Genomic DNA, 20,041 nt, shown 5'->3' on the forward strand with positions numbered 1-20,041 from the left:
GCATCAGCGCTGCACGGGACGCGCGCCGGGCGCAGGCGTTGCTGCCGGTGCAGGCACGGCCGACGAGGGCGCAGCCGGCAGCTGGGGCGGCTGTGCGCGCAGGTAGTCGCGCACCAGTGCATCGAGCGCGGCTTCCGGGTCGCCATCGGCCAACTGGCGATCGCGCAGATAGCTGTAGCGCGGTGCGGTCATGCGCTGCGCATCGGCCGCGTCGCGGATGATGGTCGGGCGGATGAACACCATCAGGTTGGTCTTGTCGCGATTGCGCGACTTGTGCCGGAACAGCGCGCCCAGCCCGGGCACGTCGCCCAGCAGCGGCACCTTCTCCACGGTCTGCCGGTCGTTCTGGTCGAGCAGGCCGCCGAGCGCGACGATGGCGCCGTTTTCCACCACCACGCGGGTTTCGATCTGGCGCTTGTTGAACACCAGCTCCGAGGACTGCGCGCTGACCGGCCCGGCGATCGCCGAGACTTCCTGCTTGATCGCCAGGGTGATGCCGCCGGCGGTATTGATCTGCGGGCGCACTTCCAGCTGCACGCCCACATCCTGGCGCTGGATGGTGCGGAACGGATTGACGTTGGCGGTGCCCAGCACTTCGCCGGTGGTGATCGGCACTTCCTGGCCCACCAGGATGCGCGCCTGCTCGTTGTCCAGCGTCATGATCGACGGTGTGGACAGCAGGTTGGAGCCGGTGTCGCTCTTGACCGCATCGATGATCATGCCGAACACCGCATCGTTGCTTTGCCCGGCCAGGCCGATCAAGCCACCGCTCAACCCCAGCAACGATTGCGCGGCCACATTGCGCGCCTGCTCCAGCACCGAATCTTCTTCGCCATTGTTGCTGCGCGTGCCGGCAGCCGCAGCGGCCAGCGGCACGATGCCCGACGCTGCACCGCTGTATTGCGTGGCGATCAACGGCACCGTGCCATTGCGGCCGGCTAGCAGCAGCTGCACGCCCAGGCGCTTGGCAGCGGTGTCGGAGATCTCCACCACGATCGCTTCGACCAGCACCTGCTCGCGATGCACGTCCAGCTGACGGATGACATCCATCAAGGCGCGCTGGGTTTCCGGGTCGGCGTTGATGATCAAGGCATTGGAGCCGGGGTAGCGCACGATCACCGGGCGCTTGCCGGCAGCCGGTGCAATCACCTGCGTCTGTGCACCACCGGCAGCGGCAGCCACATCCACGGCAGTCGGGCGCGCATCCTGCCCAGGCTGCCCGTCATTGCCTGGCGCCTGCCCGACCAGCTGCTGCAACACGGGCAGCAGTTGCTCGGCACTGGCGTGTTGCAGACGCACCACGCTGACATCGCCACGCCGCTCGGCGCGCCCATCCAGATCCACCGCAGTGCGCACCACGCGCTGCACCAGCGCCGGATCGCCGCGTACGATCAGCGAATTGCTGCTGTCCACCGGCAACACCGACAGCACATTGCTGCGCTCGCCGGCCTGCCCGAACAGCGAGGTCAGCGTGCGTGCAAGTTCCTGCGCCGAGCTATTGCGCAAGGTCACCGTATCGATCGCCGCGCGGTCGGTGTCGATCTGCGCGACCAGGCCGCGCACGCGGCGCAGATTGTCGGCGTAGTCGGCAATCAGCAGACTATTGCCTTGCGGCATCGCCATGATCACCCCGCCGCGCCCGATCAGGGGCTTGAGAATCTCCGCGGCGCTGCGCGCATCCACGCGTTGCAGGGTGAACACCTGCGTGGCAAATCCCAGGTTGCCGTTGGCTGCGCTGCCGGGCTGTTGCGCTGCGGTATCGTCGGGAATGATGCGATAGGTCGAAGGACCACTGGAGACCGCAATCAAGCCGTTGGCACGCAACACCGCCAGCAGCATGCCGAGCAGGTCCTCTTCCGACATCGCCTGCGCACGCGCCACATTGACCGTGCCCTGCACGCGCGTGTCCACGATGAAGGTGATGCCGGTGGCACGCGACACATCCTGGATGAAGGCACGCAGGTCCACATCTTGCAAGCGCACGGCCGGCGCGTCGGCGGCATGCAGCGACACCATCGGCACTGCCGGCAGTGCAAGCAACAACGTGGCTGAAAGCAGCCATACGGGGCGAACAGCAGTCATTGCGGGCGCTTCAAGGTCATGGTGTGGGTCTGGCCGTCGCGGCGGTAGGTCAGCGTGGCCGCCTGGCCATCGCGCAGTTCGTCCTGCAGCTCGCGCAGGTGTTCGGCATCGAGCGTGCGGCCATTGATTTGGGTCAGTACATCGCCCGGTGCCAGGCCGGCCTGGCGCAGCAGTGCGCCATCGCCGCGCGGCATCACGGTAAAGCCGCTGCCATCCGTACTTGCACGCAAGCCGGCGGTCGTCAGCAGTTGTTGCGGGTCGACGGCCGTGGCTGCAGCCGCGCCAGCCACTGTGCCGACATTCGACATCACCGCAGGTGCCGCGCTTGTCGCCGCTGTCGCGCTCGTTGCAGGCGATGCGCTCGGCGACGACGACGCCGTGGATTCGACCAACGCCAGACGCCGCACGCCGTTGCTTGCACGCAGCAACACGTGATCGCTCGCGATCGCGTGCACCACCACGCCAGGCACCACGGCATCGCCAACGCGATACGCGCCTTGCTTGCCATCGCCATTGCTCAAAAACGCGGCCGCTTGCCTACCGCCTGCGCGTACCCCATGCAACACGATGCCGTCGCTGTTGCTCTCGGGCACGCTGCGATAGAACACATCGCGGCGCAGTGCGGGCACATCCGCATTAGCTACCGTGGCGACCTGGCCAGTGCCCAGCGGTCCGATCGGTGTGATCAACACCCACAGCAAGCGCGCGCACTGCAGCGACAACACCGCAAGCAGCACGCAGGCCAACGCGGTGCGTACACCACGCAGCGTCATCAGGGGTTTCGAGGAGGGCAAAACGCGCTGCAAAGCGGACATCCGTCTCAGGATTGCGGTCGGATGACAGAATGCGGCAGCAATGTGTCAGTTCGAAGAAACCGATGACACATGCCGACACACGGCGACACACCATCAAACGCAAAACGCCCGCCATGCGATGCACAGCGGGCGTTTGTATTGACAGCAGCACGCGTTGGATCAGAAGCGCGCTGTCACACTCAGGTCATACGTCACGCCGGGCTGGTACTCGTACAGGTCCACCCGGTTGCTGCCCAGGCTCTGGTATTCCTGATACTTGGTCTTGAGCAGATTGCGTGCCGCAAAGTTCAACGACAGCGTGTTGCCCGACCATACCAGGCCCTTCTTGATCACCAGATCCAGCGAGGTGCCGGGCTTGTCGATGTAATCCGGCTGCCCCGGGCGGCCACGCGCCGACACCCGCTCGCCGACATAGTTGGCGATCAACGTGGCCTGGCTGTGGGTGCTTTCGCTTTCCACACCGATCTGCAGGTTGGCGATGTCGTCGGACTGCCCCTGCAAGGCCGAGCCATCGCGGACGAACAAGGTCGCCTGCACCGGCGCAGTGAAGCCGAACGGCTGCACGGTGTCGCCATCGCTGGCACTCACTTCCGACTTGGTGCGCGTGTAGTTGCCGGACACGAACACCCGGTTGTCGCGCCACCAATCGCCCGCGATCGGCAGGTCCAGATACTTCTTGGCTTCCAGCTCGACGCCGTACAGCGTGGCTTTGGGCGCATTGATGAAGCTCTGCACGATGCCGCCACCGGGCGCATCGTTGACGATGGCTTCGATCGGCTTGTCGATGCTCTTGTAGAACGCGCCAACGGTGACGTACTGGCCCGGCTCGAAGAACCACTCGTAGCGCGCATCCAGATTGACCAGCTCGCTATCGATCAGGAACGGGTTGCCGAAGAACTGGCGGTCGATATCCGGATCCAGATACTGCTGCGGCGCCATTTCGCGGAACTGCGGCCGTGCGATGGTCTTGGAGGCACCGAAGCGCAGCTGCTGGTTTTCGGCAAAATTCCAGGTCACCGTGGCCGATGGCAGCGCGTAGCTGTTTTCCAACGGTGCCACGCTGTCCTGGCGCGTGCCGCTGAAGATGTCGTACGGATGCACCGCCTGCGTGGCGTCTTCGTAACGCACACCGACGGTGGCGCGCAGGGTCGGCACGATGTCGCCCTCGGCCTGCAGATACGCCGCCTTGACCTTCAAGGTCGCATCGTACGCGGCCGCACCGAAGCTGCCGGTGGTTTCGCGCAGGCGCAGCAGATCGTTGCTGAGGTTGTAGTCGGAGATCAGGTAATCCACACGCTGGAACTGGTTGTAGAACGGCATCGGGCCGTCCAGCGCCAGAAAGCGGAATTCGCGACTCCACGCCGTGCGGTCGTTGTCCAGATAAGCCAGTCCCCCCTTGACGGTGAGGTCGTGCTCGATCGGCAAGCGCCAGGTCACATCCACGCCGCCGCTGGCCACGGTGTCGTCGACCTTGCTGAAACGGGTGTAGTTCTGTACGCGCGAGGCATCGTGCGCCCAGTAGCCATCCAGCAGCTCGTAACGAATGCCGGTCTCGTACGGCACATCGCGGCTGGCATTGGCCACCGCTGCGCGCCATTCGATCTTCAAGTCATCGTATTGCCCGAAGGCATGCGTACCGCGCAACTGGTTGTTGATCAGCTGGCGCTCGTACCACTCGGTGTTGTCGTCGCGCACATCGAAACCGGCCAGCTCATCGCGGCCGGCGCGGCTGCGCGCCACCTTCAAGGCGTCGTGCACATACAGGGTGGTCCAGCCGATGGTGTGGCGGCCGTATTCCCAGCCCAGGCCCAGCATGCCGTTGGTGCGCACGTTGTTGCGGGTGGTGGCGAAGTCGTAATTGGAATTGAACTCGACCGTGTCGCCGACAAAGATGCCGTCCTGCTGCTTGCCGGTGCGCGTGCGCCATTCGTTGTCGTAACTGGCCACTGCAATGATGCCCAGCTTGGCTTCGCCCACGTCCATGCTGTAGCCGGCGCTGCCGCCGACATTGACGTCCGGGGCGATGCTGTCCTTTTCCTGCAGCACATACAGGTTGGCATTGTTCAAGCTGCGGCCGATGCTGCGGATGTCCTCGCGCGAGAAGCTGCCCAGATCCACGCGCCGGCCGCTCTGGATCGCATCGCGCAACGCGGCAGGCTGCTTGCGCGTGCCATCGTCATAGCCCCACTCGTCATCGCCGGAGCCGTAGTAGGTCAGGCCTTTTTCGCCGGTGCTGACGCTGTTGACGCCGCCGCCCACGGTCAGCGACAGAAACGGCTTGTCCGGCACCGCCATCGATTGCAGATCGATCACGCCACCGCCGAATTCGCCGGGATAATCGGCCGAATAGGTTTTTTGCACGGTCACGCTTTCCAGCACGTCGCTGGGAAACAGATCCAGCGGCACCACGCGCTGCATCGGCTCGGGACTGGGCAGCGGCGAGCCGTTGAACAAGGCCGAGGAATAGCGCTCGCCCAGGCCGCGCACATACACATATTTGCCGCGCGACAGGCTCAGGCCGGTGACACGCGTCAGCGCCACCGCTGCGCTGCTGTCGCCGGTGCGCTCCATGTCCTCACGGGTGATGAAGGACGCCACCTCGGAGGTCTGCAGCATCGGCTCGGGAATATACTCGCCACGCACCACGACCTGGTCGAGTTGCTTGGGCGCGCTGGTGGCGGTGCTGCTGGTGCCATCGGTGGAGCCGGCATCGGTGGTGGTCGATTGCGCCAGCGCAGCGCCGGAAAACAGCAAGGTGGAAATGGAAAGAGACAGGCCCGTCCGCGAAAGACGGGCGACAGCGGAGGTTCGCATCGTGGGAGCCCTGGCAACTGAAAGATGAAGCTGGACGCATCACGCGGCGACCATCGGGTCGCCGCGTGATGCTGTGCCTCAGCAGGGACGATCGGCGGTCAGACCGCAGGTCCAGCCCTGCCACCAGGTGTCGTTGGCATCACGCACGCCACCGATGTAGTTCACCTGCTGGAAGAAGCTGCTCACCCCATTCAAGCCCTGGAATGCCGGCACGGCGGTTTCGTTGGCGCCATTGACGAAGGTGTTCTGCAAGGTGGACACACCGTTGGCGACGTTGTTGGTACCGGCCGCAAACTGGGTGGCCGCACGCGCATCGCTGCCGAAGGCGGTCGGGCAAGCGAAGAACACCGAGTTGAACGTGCCCAGGGTGTCGGCGTCGGCCAGGTTGAAGCACACCAGGCCATCGCCGGTGCCACCAGCAGGACGCGTAAACACCGAGTTGTAGAACGCGGCCTGCGTGCCCTGATTGAGCATGATCGCCGCACCGGCGCGCGCATTGCCCACGTAGGTGAAGTTGGCCACCTTCGGGCGCGAATACGGCTGGCGACGCAGGCTGCTCCACTCGTTCATGCGGTCGCCGCCACCGGCGCGCTGCACCACGATGCCGAACTGCAAGGCGCCGTTCCAGCCGGCGTCGGTATCCAGCGAATCGTCGTCGGCACCGGTGATCACCACGTGGCTGCCGTTGACCGAACCCCCGAACCATTCGATGCCGTCGTCGGAGCTGTTGTGGATCTGCACGTAGTCCAGACGCGTGCCGTTGCCCACACCGGCCAGGGTGATGCCTTGCAACTCGTTGTTGGGCGAAATTTCGAAGCCCGAATACATCACGCGCAGATAGCGCATGGAACCGCTGTTGTCGGTGACGCTGTTGCCGCCATAAAACGCGTTGGTGCCTTCCACCTGCGCCTGACATTCCGGCGTACCTGACACGGTGGTGCCCGGGCAGTTGTTGATGGCCGCGCGGCCCAACACCACAATGCCGCCCCACAGGCCGATGGTATTGGCGGTGACGGTGCCGTCCAGCGCCTGACGCGCGGTGAACACGATCGGTGCGGTCGCGCTGCCTTCGGCAAAGATCTGCGAGCCGCGATTGACCACGATGTAGTCACTCCCCGACGAGCCGTACAAGGTCGTGCCCGGCTCGATCGTCAAAATGCCCTGCGCGCTGCCAGCGGCCGGCGCGATGGCATTGCCGCCGCGGTCGGTACCCACGTTGACGCGACCGCTGATCGAGTACGCCGTGCCCGCACGTGCCGGTACAACCAGATTGCCGGTGATGGTGTCCGGCAACTGGCAGGCGCGCAGCGTGTTGTTGGCGATGGTGCCGACGTTGGAAAAACCGGTCGGGCAATCCGCAGCCGGGCCGGTCGGCGCGGGTGCAGGCGTCGGTGCCGGCGTCGGCGCCGGGGTCGGTGCAGGAGCGGGTGTCGGTGCGGGCGGAAACGCGCCCTCGCCAGGCGAAGCGACGCGGTCGGCACCACCACCGCAGGCGGACAGCGCCAGTGCGGTACCAAACGTCATCAGTAATGTCTTGCTGCTGTTGCGAACGGCCATGCGGCTGATCTCCAGGTCAAAAGGTCCGGTATGAAGAGGAGTCGTCAAGAATTGGTGGTGTTCCGCGCACTGCAGTGGCGAGCACGTTCAAGATCCCCGTCACTTTTATAGGGGCTATGTGTTGCATTTGTCTTACCGCGACACATTTGACATAAAGCTGCCACACGTTGGCATGCACTGTAGGGCGATGACATCGACCACTATTCCCGCCGCCCTGGGCGATTGGATCATTGCGCAGGCACTGGCCGGCCAACCGCCCGAGCAAGCGCTACAACCGCTACTGGATCAGGGCTGGAACGAGCAGGACGCCATCGACGCGGTAGAAGCATTGCTGCGTGAGCACATCCAGCAACATGCGGTGACACACAGCTTGCCGGTACCGGTGCGCGTGCCTGCGGTGTTGCAGGACAACGATGCCTCGCTGCTGGATCTGGGCGACCGCCAGGTGCGGGTACTGGTCAGCCTGCTGCTGCCGCGCGTGGTGGTGCTGGGTGGTTTTCTGTCCGATGCCGAATGCGATGCCTTGATCGCACTGGCACAACCACGCCTGGTACGCTCGCGCACGGTGGACAACGACAATGGCGCGCAGATCGTGCACGCCGCGCGCACCAGTCACAGCATGTGTCTGCAACTGGGCCAGGATGCGCTATGCCAGCGCATCGAAGCGCGCATCGCACGCCTGCTCGATTGGCCGGTAGACCACGGCGAAGGGTTGCAGGTGCTGCGCTACGCCACCGGCGCGGAATATCAGCCGCACTACGATTATTTCGACCCAACCGCCACCGGCACGCCGGTGTTGTTGCAGGCCGGCGGTCAACGCCTCGCATCGCTGGTGATGTATCTCAACACGCCCGAACGCGGCGGCGCCACGCGCTTTCCCGATGCACATCTGGACGTGGCCGCCGTCAAAGGCAACGCAGTATTTTTCAGCTACGACCGCCCGCATCCGATGACGCGCAGCCTGCATGCCGGCGCACCGGTATTAGCCGGCGAAAAGTGGGTCGCAACCAAGTGGTTGCGCGAACGCGCGGTGCGTTTGCCGGGGTGAGATCAGCGATCAAAACAGGTCGGCATTCGTCAGGTGGACGACTATCGCTCTGCAACGAAGTTTATCTACATCGCTCGATCAGCTCACAACGACATCGATGCTGAGGCGCAGCGTTGTTTAGAGGCAGTCGAAGGCTGAGTTCAAAAGCTTGGTTAGTCGAGTGCGCGGTGCCCTCGCCGCTCGCGGGACACGCCGCAAGTACGTCCATGTAGGCTCGGTGGCGGCATCCATGCCGCCACACGGTCCCGCAAGCGGCGAGGACACCGCACCAGAGAATTCGCTGGTTGGTTTGTAGAAAACCCTGCACACCGAAACTCTCGACTGGTCCTTGCCCGCCCACCGTCGCGGGACCTTACGCGGCATGGATGCCGCGTAAGAGCCTACATGGACGTACTTGCGGCGTGTCCCGCGATGGTGGGTGGGCAAGGGCCCTCCAGCGAAGTCACAGATCAACCGCTCTGTAACTGATCTATCCACACTCTCCATGCGTTTCAAGACAACCGAGATTTCGAGTCTTAGCGCCGTTTAGATGCGATCAAAAGCTTGGTGAGTCGAGTGCGCGGTGCCCTCGCCGCTCGCGGGACACGCCGCAAGTACGTCCCTGTAGGCTCGGTGGCGGCATCCATGCCGCCACACGGTCCCGCAAGCGGCGAGGACACCGCACCAGACAGTTGGTAGGTAGTTTGATGAAAGCCTGCCTGTTGATCGCGTTGCGCTTCGCGTTGCGAAGCTGATCGGCCGCGGCGTTATCCAAGCAACACACCATGCCTTGCTTGCAACCATGCACACCGACCACCTCGATTGGTCCTTGCCCGCCCACCGTCGCGGGACCTTACGCGGCATGGATGCCGCGTAAGAGCCTACATGGACGTACTTGCGGCGTGTCCCGCGATGGTGGGCGGGCAAGGGCCCTGCAGCCAGGCCGCAGCCCTGAGCACTACGTTTTGCCAGTCATTCCAAAACCGCAAAACACAGAAAAATCAGCGCGACCCAAACATCCGCTGATCCACCCGCAACATCACCAACCGTAGCCGCGTCCATGCAAGACACGACCCGGCAAGGATGCCCAAGGTATCGGCCAGCGCATCGTAGGGATCAGCACTGCGATTGGTCGTCAACGCACCTTGCGCGATCTCGATACCGATCCCCAGCAACACCAACCCGAAAGCCGCAAACAACAACGCCCGACGTGTGGCGAACAATTGCACCGCACCCCAACACAACAACGCGAACGTCAAAAAGTGCTCGGCCTTATCGCTGTTAGAGGGTAGCTCCGGAAACTCCGGCGGCGGCCCCAGGCACACCGCAATCACCACGAAAATTGCCGCGACCCACAGACCCACCCACAACCACGGCCGATGAAACGGGCGCAGCGCAGACGTTACAGCCGCCATGTGAGATCGCCCGCCAGAAATGCAGGCGCAAAATCGACATCGCGCGCAAAACCCATCACCTGGAATCGTTCGCCCATTTCGCTGGGCAAGGTCAGTCGTTTGATCTGCTCGCGCAAGCGCATGCGCCCTACTTCGTCAGTGCGCGTATCGGCCTGCGCCAATAGCGCATCCAATCCGTTGCCGAGCAGAAAGCTCGATTGCGTGCAGTAACCGGCCAATTCGAAACCGGCACCGGTGCCGGCCTCGGCCAACGCCGTGAAGTCTACCGACGCGGTCAGATCCTGCAGACCCGGCCAGCGATACAGATCCTCATGCATGCGATGGCGATAGAACGCACGCAAGGTGCCGTCTTCGCGTTGTGCACGATAGAACTCGCCACGCGGGTAACCGTAGTCGACAAACAACATCGCCCCGCGCTTCAGACCACCGGCCACCGCCTGAATCCAGTACGGCAACTGCGGCAACAACTCCGAACGATAGCCATCGGCGAACGGTTGCTGCAGATAGCGCTCCAGATGACGCACCGCTGCACCCAGCAACGCATCGGCCGGCTGCTCGCCACGTGCGAACTGCTGCTGCGCATCCAGCACCACGGTTTCCTCATACACCTCGCCATCGCGCAGCGCGAAGCGCGGCGTGGGCAATGCATCGATCACTTCGTTGGCGAACAGCACGCCGTCCCAATCGTCCGGAAACGGTGCATCCAGCCACTCGACCAGATCGAACACCGGCGGTATCAGCGTGCGCCCCAACCGCTCGCGCTGACGTTCGCGCAGGTCTGCACTGGGCTCTAGAATCGCGTAACGCTCGGGCAGCGCATCCAGCTCGAGCAGGCGCTTGAGCGTGACTTCGGCAAATGCGCCGCTGCCACCGCCTACTTCGAGCACGCGGGCACTTGGGCCGAGCTGCTGCAGCACCGGCGCCAACGCACCGGACACGGTCGCTGCGAACAACGGCCCAAGCTCGGGCGCGGTGACGAAATCGCCGGCCTCGCCAAATTTGCTGGAGCCGGCGCTGTAATAGCCAAGACCCGGCGCATACAGCGCCAGCTCCATGAAACGCGAGAACGGGATCGCACCGCCGGCAGCGGCGATTTCGGCGCGCACATGCGCAGCCAGGCGGTCGCTATGCGCCAAGGCGTCCGAATCGGGAGTGGGAAGGTCGGCGTGCATGCGGGCACCGGTTGCGGGGACAATGCACAGGATAGCCGAGCCCTTTGCAACGCCGAGCGAGTACGCCATGACAGACAGTTCCAAGGTGGTCTTGATCACCGGCGCAGGCCGCCGTATCGGCGCGCAGATCGCCACCACCCTGCATGCGGCCGGCTACCGCGTGGCCTTGCATGCGCACCGCTCCGGTGACGCGCTCAGCGCGCGCGTGGCCGCATTGTGCGCGCAACGCGCAGGCAGCGCGCTGGCCTTGCACGCCGATCTGCGCTTGCCGGAGGCACCGGCGCAACTGGTCGCCGACTGCATCGCCGCATTCGGCCGCCTGGATGGCGTGGTCAACAACGCCTCGGCGTTCTATCCCACCGCAGTGGGCGAAGCGACCGCAGCGCAATGGGACGAGTTGTTTGCAGTCAACGCGCGCGCCCCGTTCTTCATCGCCCAGGCTGCGGCCGCACAACTGCGCCAGCACCGCGGTGCCATCGTCAACCTCACCGATCTGCATGCCCAGCAGCCGATGCGCAATCACCCGCTGTACGGCGCGTCCAAGAGCGCGCTGGAAATGCTGACGCGCTCGCTCGCACTGGAACTGGCGCCGCAGGTGCGCGTCAATGCGGTCGCCCCCGGCGCGATTCTGTGGCCGGAAGAAGGCAAGGCTTCCGACGCTAAGCAGGCCCTGCTGGCGCGCACGCCGCTGGCACGCATCGGCACGCCCGAAGAGATCGCCGAGGCAGTGCGCTGGTTGCTCGATGAAGCCAGCTTCGTCACTGGCCATACCTTGCATGTGGACGGTGGCCGCCAGCTCAGTTGAGCAACTGTCCAGGCGGCCAGGTGCGCTGCCGCGTACACTCGCTCCATGAGCGCTGCGGATGACGCGCTGCCTGCAGACTCGGCCATGACGGTTCCGGGCGACTCCTTCTACGCCTGCCTACGACGATCCGCAAGCCTTGTCAGCCACGCCTTGCCGGTACTGCAACGCTGCGCTACTGCGCCACATCCGCCGCGACGGGGGCCGCCTCCAGCTCCACCGTCGTAAACGCAGTGCCGTGTTGCGGATGCGCCTGCCATAGCGCCGCCAGCGTCTGCCCGCTCAACGGGTCGACAAAGCCGGGCGCGATATCGGCCAGCGGCTTCAACACGAACGCATGCTTGAGCTCCGGCCGCGGAATACGCAGATGCCCGGGCCCTTCGATGATGCAATCACCGAAGAACACCACATCCACATCCAGCGTGCGGTCACTGAAACGCGGGCCGCTGCGGTCGCGGCCGTGCGCGTCTTCCAGCGCATGCAGCCAATGATCGAGCGCGTGCAGATCCAGATCGGTGTCCAGCACCACCGCGTTGTTGACGAAGTCCGGCCCATCGAAGCCCACCGCCGGCGTGCGGTACGCAGGCGACACGTCGAGCTGGCCAAAGCGCGCGCGCAAGGCGTCGACGGCCAAGCGCAGGTAGTGGGTCGGCTGGACATTGCTGCCGAGGCTGAGAAGCACGGTGGTCATGCGTTATTCGCGCATGCGGCCGGCGTGGGCGTCAACTGTTGCAATCGCATTGCACTTGAACAAGCACGCCTGCAACGCGCGAAAACCCCTGGATCAGGCCATTTCGAGCGCGTGCGACACGGCACGGAACACCCGGCGCATTTCCAGCGGCTTGCGCAGCACATGCACCGGGATATCTGCCGGAAAGTGCATCCGCTGCAGCGGCGCGCCGACATCTTCCAGCACGATCGCCGGGCCCTGATAGCCCAGCTCCTGCATGCTCAACAGCACGCTCACTGCCGAGAGCAGAATGATGTCGCTGTCGATGATCACCAGGTCGGGCATGGCCTGTGGCTGCACCAGTTGCAGCGCGGCTGCGCCATCGGTGGCCAGCTGCGGCTGATAGCCCTGGCTGGATAGTGCATTGCCCAGCAGCGACAGGCGCGTGGCTTCGCCGTCCACCAGCAGGATGCGTTGCCCATGGCCCAGCGGCAGCGGCGGCTCGGTATCGGCAACCGCCACCGCGTTCGAGCGCATCGGCACCAGCATGTCGAAACGCGTGCCCTCGCCCAACCGGCTGTCGACCAGGATGCTGCCGCCGTAGCTTTCGATGATGCGCTTGCACGAAATCAGCCCCAGCCCGGTGCCATCGGCCTTGGTGGTGAAGAAGGGGCTGAACAAGCGCGCGCGGGTTTCATCGCTCATGCCCACGCCGGTGTCGGCCACGCTCATGCGCACGCGCGCATCGTCATGGCGATCGGCCGACAGAATCAATGTGCCGCCACCCGGCATCGCCTGGATCGCGTTCAAGCCCAGGTTGAGCAGGCATTGCTGCAGTTCGGTGTAATTGGCCTCGATGGTCAGATCCAGGGCAATCGTCTCCATCTGCAGGCGCACGCCATCGGGCAGGCTGCTTCTGAGCAGCATCTGCACGCCCTGGAACAGACTGGCAACGGACACCTGCTCGCGCGGCTTGTTGGAGCCGCGCACGAACGAGAGCATCGACTCGGCCATCTCATGCCCGCGCCGGCCGCACTCGGCCACCACCTTGGCCAACTGACGCAGCTGCGGGTCGTCGGTGCGCCCGGCCAGCAGGTCGGGCACGATCAACAACGGCTGCAGGATATTGCGCAAGTCGTGACTCAACCCGGCCGCCAGCATCGCCAGGCTTTCCAGCCGCTGCGCGCGCATCAGTTCGCTCTCCACGCGCTGACGTTCCAGGTCGGCACGCGCTTCGCGGATCGCGCGGATCACCGCACTCGGCAAGCGGGTCGGGTTGTGCTTGATGATGTAGTCGTTGGCGCCGTCCTGCAGCGCCTTGACCGCAGTCTCCTCGCCCATGGTGCCGGAGACGAAGATGAAGGGCGTGGCGCCGTTCTGGCGCACCAGACGCAATGCCTGGTGGCCGGAAAACCCGGGCATGCTCAGATCCGACAGCACGATGTCCGGCTGGAATTCATCCAGCGCGCTGCGCAGCGAGCGTTCGCTGTCCACGCGCTCGAACGCCGCGTCGATGCCGGCATCCAGCAGCTGATCGGACAACAGCTCGGCATCTTCCGGTGAATCTTCCACCAGAAGGATCTTCAGCTGCTCCAGTTTGCCACCCTCTTGCAGCATGGTTCAGTCCAGCTCCGGTGCCTGATTGATGACCGCCCAGAACGTGCCGAGCGTCTTGACCGCATTGAAGAACTGATCGACATCCACCGGCTTGACCACATAGGCATTCACGCCCAGGTCCCAGCTGCGGGCCAGGTCGCTCTCTTCGCGCGAGGACGACAGGATCACGATCGGCAAGCGCTTGAGCGTCTCGTCACCGCGCACCTGCTTGAGCACTTCCAGGCCATCCAGCCGCGGCATCTTGATGTCCAGCAGCAACACCGCCGGCAAGCCTTCCTCGCGATCGGCGAACGCGCCACGACGCAGCAGGTAGTCCATGGTTTCCACACCGTCTTCGACGTGCACGATGGGGTTGGCCAGGCGGGCTTCGCGCAGGGCGTCGACCGCCATTTCTGCATCGGCCGGGCTGTCTTCTGCCAGAAGAATGGTACGGATGGCACTCATGCATTGAACTCTTGGTTGGGCGCTTCATGCGCAGGGGGAAGCACAAAATGGAACGTGGCGCCTTCGTCGACGACACCCTCGGCCCAGACCCGGCCGCCGTGGCGCGTCAACACGCGCCTGACGCTGGCCAGGCCAATGCCGGTACCGGCGTATTCGCTGGCCTTGTGCAGACGCTGGAACACACCGAACAACTTTGCGCTGTACTCCATATCGAAGCCGGCACCGTTGTCGCGCACACTGAATTGATGGCCGCCGTCCGGCAGCGGCCGGTAGCTAACCTCGATCTTGGCCACTTCGCGCTTGGCGCTGTACTTGACCGCATTGCCCAGCAAGTTCATCCACAGCTGGCGCATCATGTTCTCGTCGGCCACCAGCACCGGCAGCGGGGCGATATGCCATTCCACACGGTGGCCGGTGTTCTCGCTTTGCACGCTGGAATCCAGGATCGCGCGCGTCTCCGACACCAGCGACTGCATGTCCACCGCCTGCAGGCGCAGCGCACTGCGGCCCAGGCGCGAATACACCAGCAGATCGTCGATCAGCGACGCCATGCGCCGCGCCGAGCTGCTGATCACTTCCATGTAGTGACGCGATTTTTCGTCCGCCGCATCGCCCAGGTGACGCGCCAGCTTGTCCGAAAAACCGGCCACATGCCGCAACGGTGCGCGCAGATCGTGCGAGACCGAATAGCTGAAGGCTTCCAGCTCGCGGTTGACCTCGGACACCTGATCGACCTTGCCTTCCATCTGCCGGTTGAGTTCCTGGATGCGCTGCTGCGAGGCTTTCTGCAGGCTGATGTCGCTCACCGTCATCAGCACCACATCGTCGTCGTTGGTATCGGGCAGCGGCATGCGTCGCGCGTTGATCAACATGGTGCGCAGCACGCCATCGGCGCCGCGCTGCTCATGTTCGTAATCCCACAACTCGCGGTCGCGCAGCAGCACGTCGGCAAGTCGCTGATGAATCTGCGCATCGCGCCACACGCCATCGCCCACGTCCTCCAGCGACATCGATTCGTTACCGCGCTCTTCCAGGCCATACAACTCGGCGAAGGCCGGGTTGTGCAGCATGATGCGCTGTTTGTCATCCAGCAGCACGATCGGCTCGCGCACGGTCTGCAGCACCGAACTGGCCCGGCCATTGGCACGCAGATATTCCTGCTCGGCCGCCAGGCGGCGGCGGATCTGCCGCTGCAGCAACCAGATCACCGTGCCCAACAGCAGCAACTGCACGGCCAGCGTCGCCCAGCTCAGTACCGCGTAATGCGTACGTTCTTTGATGGCGCGCGTACTGCGCAGTTCCAGCAACTTGCTTTCGGCGCTTTGCAACTCGTCGATCAACAGCCGGATCGGGTTGTTCAAGGTCATGTCGTCGATCAGCGCACGGATCAGCGTGGGATCGGTCGCCACGGCGATACGCTCGGCCAGCAGCAAGCGGCGCTCGATCGTGCTCTGGATGCGCCCCATCCGCACTTGCTGAGCCGGGTTGTCCTTGGTCAGCACGATGAGCTGATGCACCGCCGTCAGCGCTTCGCGCCGGCCACGCCGCATGCGCTCCAGCAAGGCAGGGCGCACCACACCGTGCGAGCGCATCAACGCCGCCGATTCGGTGTCGCGCAGCGCCGCTTCCAGACGCTGCGCGGTTTCCTGCACGTCCTGGCTATGCGAGACCCACACCGCGGCCTGATTGGCGTTGTGCGCCATCTGCTGCAACAGCAACGAGGGCACCACCACAATCAGGAACACGGCAACTGCCAGCAAAGGCAGGCGCCAGCGATCCCATCTGTCTGCTTGGACCGTTGTCTGCATTACTCGATCTGTATCCGCTCGCTGCAAGGACCCGAAGGCACGCCGGTATTATCCCCGACCAGACCCAAGGTGAGATTAATGATTCAGATTTGTCACGCCGATCCGTGACATAGCTGAATGGGCACATCATAAGTGCAGTAAAGGTGAAAACGGTGAGACAAGTACGCCGTTTATCGGCTGTATCGTCGGCACACTGCACGACCGACGTGGCGAAGTGTGTGCAGGCAACCATGCCGCCATCTAGGCGCCGGTCCCAAGCGATCCCAAGAACGCCTGAATGAAAGACATCAAGACACTGGATCTGAACCTGCTCAAGGCGCTGGATGCCTTGCTGGACGAGCACAACGTCACCCGCGCTGCGGCCCGGCTGGGCGTCACCCAACCGGCCATGAGCGGCATGCTGACGCGGTTGCGCAAGACCTTCGACGACCCGCTCTTCGTGCGCGCACAGCGCGGTATCGTGCCCACGCAGCGTTGCCTGGCATTGGCCGGGCCGCTCAAGCAGGTCATCAGCGAAATCGGCGGCTTGCTGCAACCGCTGGTGTTCGAGCCATCGACCGCGGCGCAGACCTTTACGATTGCGGCCACCGATTACGCCTTGCGGGCGATCGCGATTCCGTTCCTGTCTGCACTCAAGCAACAGGCGCCGCACATCCGTGTGGCCCTGGTGCCGGTGGACGACCGGCAGATCTACGTTGAGCTGGAACGCGGCGAGATCGACCTGGCCCTGCTGACGCCAGAAAGCACGCCGCCCGACCTGCATGCCCGCGCGCTGTTCGAAGAACGCTACGTCTGCGTGTTGCGTGGCGACCACCCTGCCCTGCAGCGAAACCGCAAGCGCCTGACGATCGACCAGTTCTGCGCGCTCGACCATGCGCTGGTGTCGTATCTAGGCGGAGGATTCCGCGGTGTGACCGACGAGGCCCTGGCAGCGCTCGGCAAGCACCGCAGGGTCACCTTGTCGGCGCAGTCCTTCCTCATCCTTCCCGAGATCCTGCGCGCCAGCGACATGGTGGCGATCCTGCCCAGCCGGTTGGTTGCCGGCATCGAAGACCTGGCCACATTCGAGCCGCCCATCGCCATCCCGGGCTTTACCAAGATTGCCGCCTGGCATGCGCGTACCCATCACGATGGCGCGCAACGCTGGCTGCGCCAGCTGCTGTTCGATCATTGCGGAGATCGCGCCACGCGCCGCCGTAGATAGGCAGTGCGCGTGACCGCAGGGCGTCGCCATTCAACGATGGCATTCCAGCTCACGCCATCCCGGCAACTGGCAGATGCCGCGCTTACCTGGCGGCGCGGGCAGCGGCAACCAGACCGTCCAACCACTCCTGGTGACCATTGATCATCGGGTTGGGCTTGGTGTTGTGCAGCTCTTCGGCCGGCTTACCTTTCTGGGTTTCCTGCGTGAGGATGCGCACGCGGCCGCCATCCAGGTCTTCCACCAGCCAGGCATGGTGCACGTCCAGTCGCGTCGCGCTGCCCTCCTCGCCCGACCACCCGTGCCACGCAACGCGTCCGGGCTGGCCGTTGGTCGGTGCGACGAACTCGGTGCAGCGGGCATGCACCGGAAATCCGAAGGTTTCGAAATAAAAACGCACACCGTCTTCCAGCTGCGGACCGGTGTCATCGGAAAAACGCACATTGGCCGAGTTGGCGTAGTAGCTGGGCCAGCGCGAGGGCACGCTTAGCAACGGCCAGATCTCGGCGGCAGACAAGCCGGCGACGATGACCTCGTTGGAGGCAAAATTTTCGGTGAAACCCGGCACGTAGCCTTCTGGCCAGATGATCGCATTGGCGTGCGCAACGTTGGTTTGCATGAGAGATAGTCCTGCGTTGGATGAAAGTGGCCTGGATCAGCAGTGCCACGGGCGCGCAATTGCTGCCCATGCCTGTCTGTTCGGCCAAAGATGGCGGCCGAGCAGATATAAATCCAATCCTTACTTTTTATTTCCTCCATCGCCGAATCTGATATTAGCATCCGGACACTGCCACGCGATGCGATACACCTGAGTTGCGCATGATCGATCCTGGAATCGATCGCCACTGTCGCTCACCAGGCCACCGCGTCACTGCGCCAGTGGTGTGTAAGGGCTGAAAAATTCGGCGCCGGCCCACTCCGGCATCTGCACGTCGATCGCCGGGCCCCGTACGAAGCTGGATGCCTTGTCGGGGTCGCCCTTGCCATTCCACGCTGTCGTAAACGGCCAGGGATACACCGGGCGCGCTCGCATGATCGGTGCGGTGGACGGCTTGTCCGGCCCAAGCGCTGCTGCTTGCGTGCCTGGCGCAGGCGCCGCGCGCTCACCGCCCATGCCACCTGCACCTCGCGGCGCTCCAAAATCGCTCGCTGCATACTGCTGCGGTTGACGCGCCTGGATTGCATCCGGCGCACTGCCACGCTCGACCCAGGCCATCATCGGCGTCAGCAGATCCATCTGGTAGGGACCCTCGCCGTTGGAGCAGTGATACATGCCGGGAAATACATACAGGCGTGCAAAGCCGTCGACACGCTTGCTGCCCATGTATTCGCGCATCGCAGTGTAGTAGGCGATGCTGTTGATCGGCGAAATATGCGGGTCGGACCAACCGTGGAAGAGGATCAGCTTGCCGCCGTTGTCGGCAAAGGCCGACAGGTCGGGGTCAGTCGCATCGAACAGGCGATGCCGAAAGCGCAGCTTCTGAAACGTCGCCAGATCGAACTGCATGTCGGCCAGCGTGAAATCGCTCGGCGGATCAACGTCGAACGCCATGTTGCGCAGCACCGGCAGGCTGACCTTCTCACTGAAGATCGCCTCGTTGGCCGACTGCGGCACATACACGCCGGCCCAGGCTAGCTCCGACCCGTACTGCGGGCCACCGGCGCTCAGGCGCGTGCCGGTCGCAGGGTCGCGTGGGCCGTCATAAAACTTGCGGGCGACCTCGATCTCGGCCGCGCTCAGGCAGGCGGAACGATCCCGCGCATCGGCCGGGCATTGCAGCGTTGCCGGATCAAAGTGGCACACCAGCGGATTGCCGATCACCCCATCGGCCAGTCCATCGAGCGCATCGCAAGCTTTGAGCACCGCTGCATGCAGGATCGGCAGGCGCGCTGCCAGCAGCACCGGCTTGCCGTCGGCACCGGTATTGGCACGTGCCTGCCAGGCATGGAAGACCGCGTTTTGCACAATGAAATTCAGCGCGGCGGCACCGGCGATGATGCCGTCGAAATCATCCGGATAACGCTGCGCCTCGACCAAGGCCTCGCGCCCACCATCGGAGCAGCCGCTGAAGTACGCGTAGCGCTGCGGCCGGCCATAATAGGCCCGGACCAACGCTTTGGCAGCCACGGCCGTCAGGTGCTGGCCGCGATAGGCGAAGTCGGCGCGTTTGCCTGCGTCCTTGCCGAATGCGCCATCCTGATCCTGATGCCCCATGTCGGTGGCCGCCAACACGAAGCCGCCGCTATTCAAGGGCGCGCATCCATCGGCAGCGCCGACATTGCCCGCGATGCTGCCGCACAGCCCACCACAGCCAATCTGCAGATAGCGCTGTGTCCAATGCTGCATCGGCAACTGCACTGCAAAGTTGATCGTGGGCGAGAGCGTGCCTTCGACTGCGCAAATCGACCGGCCCGCCTGGTTGGTGGTTTCGACAGCAGCGGTGATCTTGCTGCCCGCCCCCCCGATCGCGCCCAGATCGAACGTCGCCAAGTCCGCGCAAGCCATCACAGGCTTGACGACATCGAGCGCGGCAGCGGCCTTTGGCAGCGCTGCCATGGCTGGAACAACGGCAGTCGGCGCATCCTGGGCCCGTGAGCAGCCTTGCAGCCCGCCGCC

At 64.2% G+C, this 20,041-nt stretch carries 15 protein-coding genes and 1 pseudogene; 3 read left to right on the forward strand and 13 right to left on the reverse strand.

Features of this window, described 5'->3' with window-relative positions:
* Positions 1-3 precede the first annotated feature (3 nt).
* From gspD to NYR97_RS04105, 4 genes are all read right to left on the reverse strand, one after another.
* Positions 4-2,082, reverse strand: a complete 2,079-nt coding sequence (gspD, locus tag NYR97_RS04090; protein WP_316696801.1) for a type II secretion system secretin GspD — start codon at positions 2,080-2,082, stop codon at positions 4-6.
* Positions 2,079-2,897 carry a type II secretion system protein N gene (locus NYR97_RS04095; RefSeq protein ID WP_316696802.1) on the reverse strand — a complete coding sequence of 273 codons (819 nt, stop codon included), beginning with the start codon at positions 2,895-2,897 and terminating at the stop codon, positions 2,079-2,081. The genes gspD and NYR97_RS04095 overlap by 4 nt, the downstream gene beginning before the upstream one ends.
* Before the next feature lie 159 nt (positions 2,898-3,056).
* On the reverse strand, positions 3,057-5,711 hold the full coding sequence (locus NYR97_RS04100; RefSeq protein WP_316696803.1) for a TonB-dependent receptor domain-containing protein: 2,655 nt from the start codon (positions 5,709-5,711) through the stop codon (positions 3,057-3,059).
* Between the two features lie 78 nt (positions 5,712-5,789).
* Positions 5,790-7,268, reverse strand: a complete 1,479-nt coding sequence (locus tag NYR97_RS04105; RefSeq protein ID WP_043889440.1) for a hypothetical protein — start codon at positions 7,266-7,268, stop codon at positions 5,790-5,792.
* Positions 7,269-7,455: 187 nt separating this feature from the next.
* Here NYR97_RS04105 and NYR97_RS04110 point away from each other — a divergent pair, with 187 nt between their 5' ends.
* Positions 7,456-8,316 (forward strand): 2OG-Fe(II) oxygenase, encoded by an 861-nt coding sequence (locus NYR97_RS04110; protein WP_316696804.1) that lies wholly within the window; start codon positions 7,456-7,458, stop codon positions 8,314-8,316.
* Between the two features lie 152 nt (positions 8,317-8,468).
* Here NYR97_RS04110 and NYR97_RS04115 read toward each other — a convergent pair.
* From NYR97_RS04115 to NYR97_RS04125, 3 genes and pseudogenes are all read right to left on the reverse strand, one after another.
* A pseudogene (locus tag NYR97_RS04115) lies at positions 8,469-8,668 on the reverse strand (hypothetical protein); the annotation flags it as partial.
* Between the two features lie 628 nt (positions 8,669-9,296).
* Positions 9,297-9,710 (reverse strand): VanZ family protein, encoded by a 414-nt coding sequence (locus NYR97_RS04120; protein ID WP_205393707.1) that lies wholly within the window; start codon positions 9,708-9,710, stop codon positions 9,297-9,299.
* Positions 9,698-10,951, reverse strand: coding sequence for a class I SAM-dependent methyltransferase (locus NYR97_RS04125; RefSeq protein ID WP_023905133.1), 1,254 nt, complete (start codon positions 10,949-10,951; stop codon positions 9,698-9,700). The genes NYR97_RS04120 and NYR97_RS04125 overlap by 13 nt, the downstream gene beginning before the upstream one ends.
* Here NYR97_RS04125 and NYR97_RS04130 point away from each other — a divergent pair.
* Positions 10,950-11,687, forward strand: coding sequence for a pteridine reductase (locus tag NYR97_RS04130; protein WP_316696805.1), 738 nt, complete (start codon positions 10,950-10,952; stop codon positions 11,685-11,687). The two genes, NYR97_RS04125 and NYR97_RS04130, sit on opposite strands and share 2 nt — an antisense overlap.
* Positions 11,688-11,859: 172 nt before the next feature.
* Here NYR97_RS04130 and folK read toward each other — a convergent pair whose 3' ends face one another.
* From folK to NYR97_RS04150, 4 genes are all read right to left on the reverse strand, one after another.
* Positions 11,860-12,375, reverse strand: coding sequence for a 2-amino-4-hydroxy-6-hydroxymethyldihydropteridine diphosphokinase (folK, locus tag NYR97_RS04135; protein WP_316696806.1), 516 nt, complete (start codon positions 12,373-12,375; stop codon positions 11,860-11,862).
* A gap of 93 nt (positions 12,376-12,468) precedes the next feature.
* A complete protein-coding gene (locus tag NYR97_RS04140) occupies positions 12,469-13,971 on the reverse strand; it encodes an ATP-binding response regulator (protein WP_205393704.1) in 1,503 nt (500 codons plus the stop codon).
* 3 nt (positions 13,972-13,974) lie between these two features.
* Complete coding sequence (locus tag NYR97_RS04145; protein WP_006452631.1) at positions 13,975-14,415, reverse strand: response regulator; 441 nt, start codon at positions 14,413-14,415, stop codon at positions 13,975-13,977.
* Positions 14,412-16,223: a sensor histidine kinase gene (locus NYR97_RS04150; RefSeq protein ID WP_316696807.1), complete on the reverse strand. Its 1,812-nt coding sequence runs from the start codon at positions 16,221-16,223 to the stop codon at positions 14,412-14,414. Before NYR97_RS04150 ends, NYR97_RS04145 begins: the two co-directional genes overlap by 4 nt.
* Before the next feature lie 277 nt (positions 16,224-16,500).
* Between NYR97_RS04150 and NYR97_RS04155 the strand changes: the two genes are divergently transcribed.
* Positions 16,501-17,427 carry a LysR family transcriptional regulator gene (locus NYR97_RS04155; RefSeq protein WP_316696808.1) on the forward strand — a complete coding sequence of 309 codons (927 nt, stop codon included), beginning with the start codon at positions 16,501-16,503 and terminating at the stop codon, positions 17,425-17,427.
* An 82-nt stretch (positions 17,428-17,509) separates the two neighbouring features.
* On the opposite strand, the gene NYR97_RS04160 is transcribed toward NYR97_RS04155, so the two are convergent.
* Positions 17,510-18,043 carry an SRPBCC family protein gene (locus tag NYR97_RS04160; RefSeq protein WP_316696809.1) on the reverse strand — a complete coding sequence of 178 codons (534 nt, stop codon included), beginning with the start codon at positions 18,041-18,043 and terminating at the stop codon, positions 17,510-17,512.
* Between the two features lie 249 nt (positions 18,044-18,292).
* Positions 18,293-19,981: a tannase/feruloyl esterase family alpha/beta hydrolase gene (locus NYR97_RS04165; RefSeq protein ID WP_316696810.1), complete on the reverse strand. Its 1,689-nt coding sequence runs from the start codon at positions 19,979-19,981 to the stop codon at positions 18,293-18,295.
* Between the last annotated feature and the right edge of the window lie 60 nt (positions 19,982-20,041).

It is taken from the genome of Xanthomonas hydrangeae, assembly GCF_032697525.1.
In the GTDB taxonomy this organism is placed as follows: Bacteria; Pseudomonadota; Gammaproteobacteria; order Xanthomonadales; family Xanthomonadaceae; genus Xanthomonas; species Xanthomonas hydrangeae.

What these genes read in the sequence shown, in the direction of transcription:
- NYR97_RS04150 (WP_316696807.1), bottom strand. Translation starts at nt 16,223, where the DNA reads ATGCAGACAACGGTCCAAGCAGACAGATGGGATCGCTGGCGCCTGCCT.
- NYR97_RS04145 (WP_006452631.1), bottom strand. Translation starts at nt 14,415, where the DNA reads ATGAGTGCCATCCGTACCATTCTTCTGGCAGAAGACAGCCCGGCCGAT.
- NYR97_RS04100 (WP_316696803.1), bottom strand. Translation starts at nt 5,711, where the DNA reads ATGCGAACCTCCGCTGTCGCCCGTCTTTCGCGGACGGGCCTGTCTCTT.
- NYR97_RS04165 (WP_316696810.1), bottom strand. Translation starts at nt 19,981, where the DNA reads ATGGCAGCGCTGCCAAAGGCCGCTGCCGCGCTCGATGTCGTCAAGCCT.
- NYR97_RS04120 (WP_205393707.1), bottom strand. Translation starts at nt 9,710, where the DNA reads ATGGCGGCTGTAACGTCTGCGCTGCGCCCGTTTCATCGGCCGTGGTTG.
- NYR97_RS04155 (WP_316696808.1), top strand. Translation starts at nt 16,501, where the DNA reads ATGAAAGACATCAAGACACTGGATCTGAACCTGCTCAAGGCGCTGGAT.
- NYR97_RS04140 (WP_205393704.1), bottom strand. Translation starts at nt 13,971, where the DNA reads ATGCTGCAAGAGGGTGGCAAACTGGAGCAGCTGAAGATCCTTCTGGTG.
- NYR97_RS04130 (WP_316696805.1), top strand. Translation starts at nt 10,950, where the DNA reads ATGACAGACAGTTCCAAGGTGGTCTTGATCACCGGCGCAGGCCGCCGT.
- folK (WP_316696806.1), bottom strand. Translation starts at nt 12,375, where the DNA reads ATGACCACCGTGCTTCTCAGCCTCGGCAGCAATGTCCAGCCGACCCAC.
- NYR97_RS04160 (WP_316696809.1), bottom strand. Translation starts at nt 18,043, where the DNA reads ATGCAAACCAACGTTGCGCACGCCAATGCGATCATCTGGCCAGAAGGC.
- NYR97_RS04095 (WP_316696802.1), bottom strand. Translation starts at nt 2,897, where the DNA reads ATGTCCGCTTTGCAGCGCGTTTTGCCCTCCTCGAAACCCCTGATGACG.
- gspD (WP_316696801.1), bottom strand. Translation starts at nt 2,082, where the DNA reads ATGACTGCTGTTCGCCCCGTATGGCTGCTTTCAGCCACGTTGTTGCTT.
- NYR97_RS04110 (WP_316696804.1), top strand. Translation starts at nt 7,456, where the DNA reads ATGACATCGACCACTATTCCCGCCGCCCTGGGCGATTGGATCATTGCG.
- NYR97_RS04125 (WP_023905133.1), bottom strand. Translation starts at nt 10,951, where the DNA reads ATGGCGTACTCGCTCGGCGTTGCAAAGGGCTCGGCTATCCTGTGCATT.
- NYR97_RS04105 (WP_043889440.1), bottom strand. Translation starts at nt 7,268, where the DNA reads ATGGCCGTTCGCAACAGCAGCAAGACATTACTGATGACGTTTGGTACC.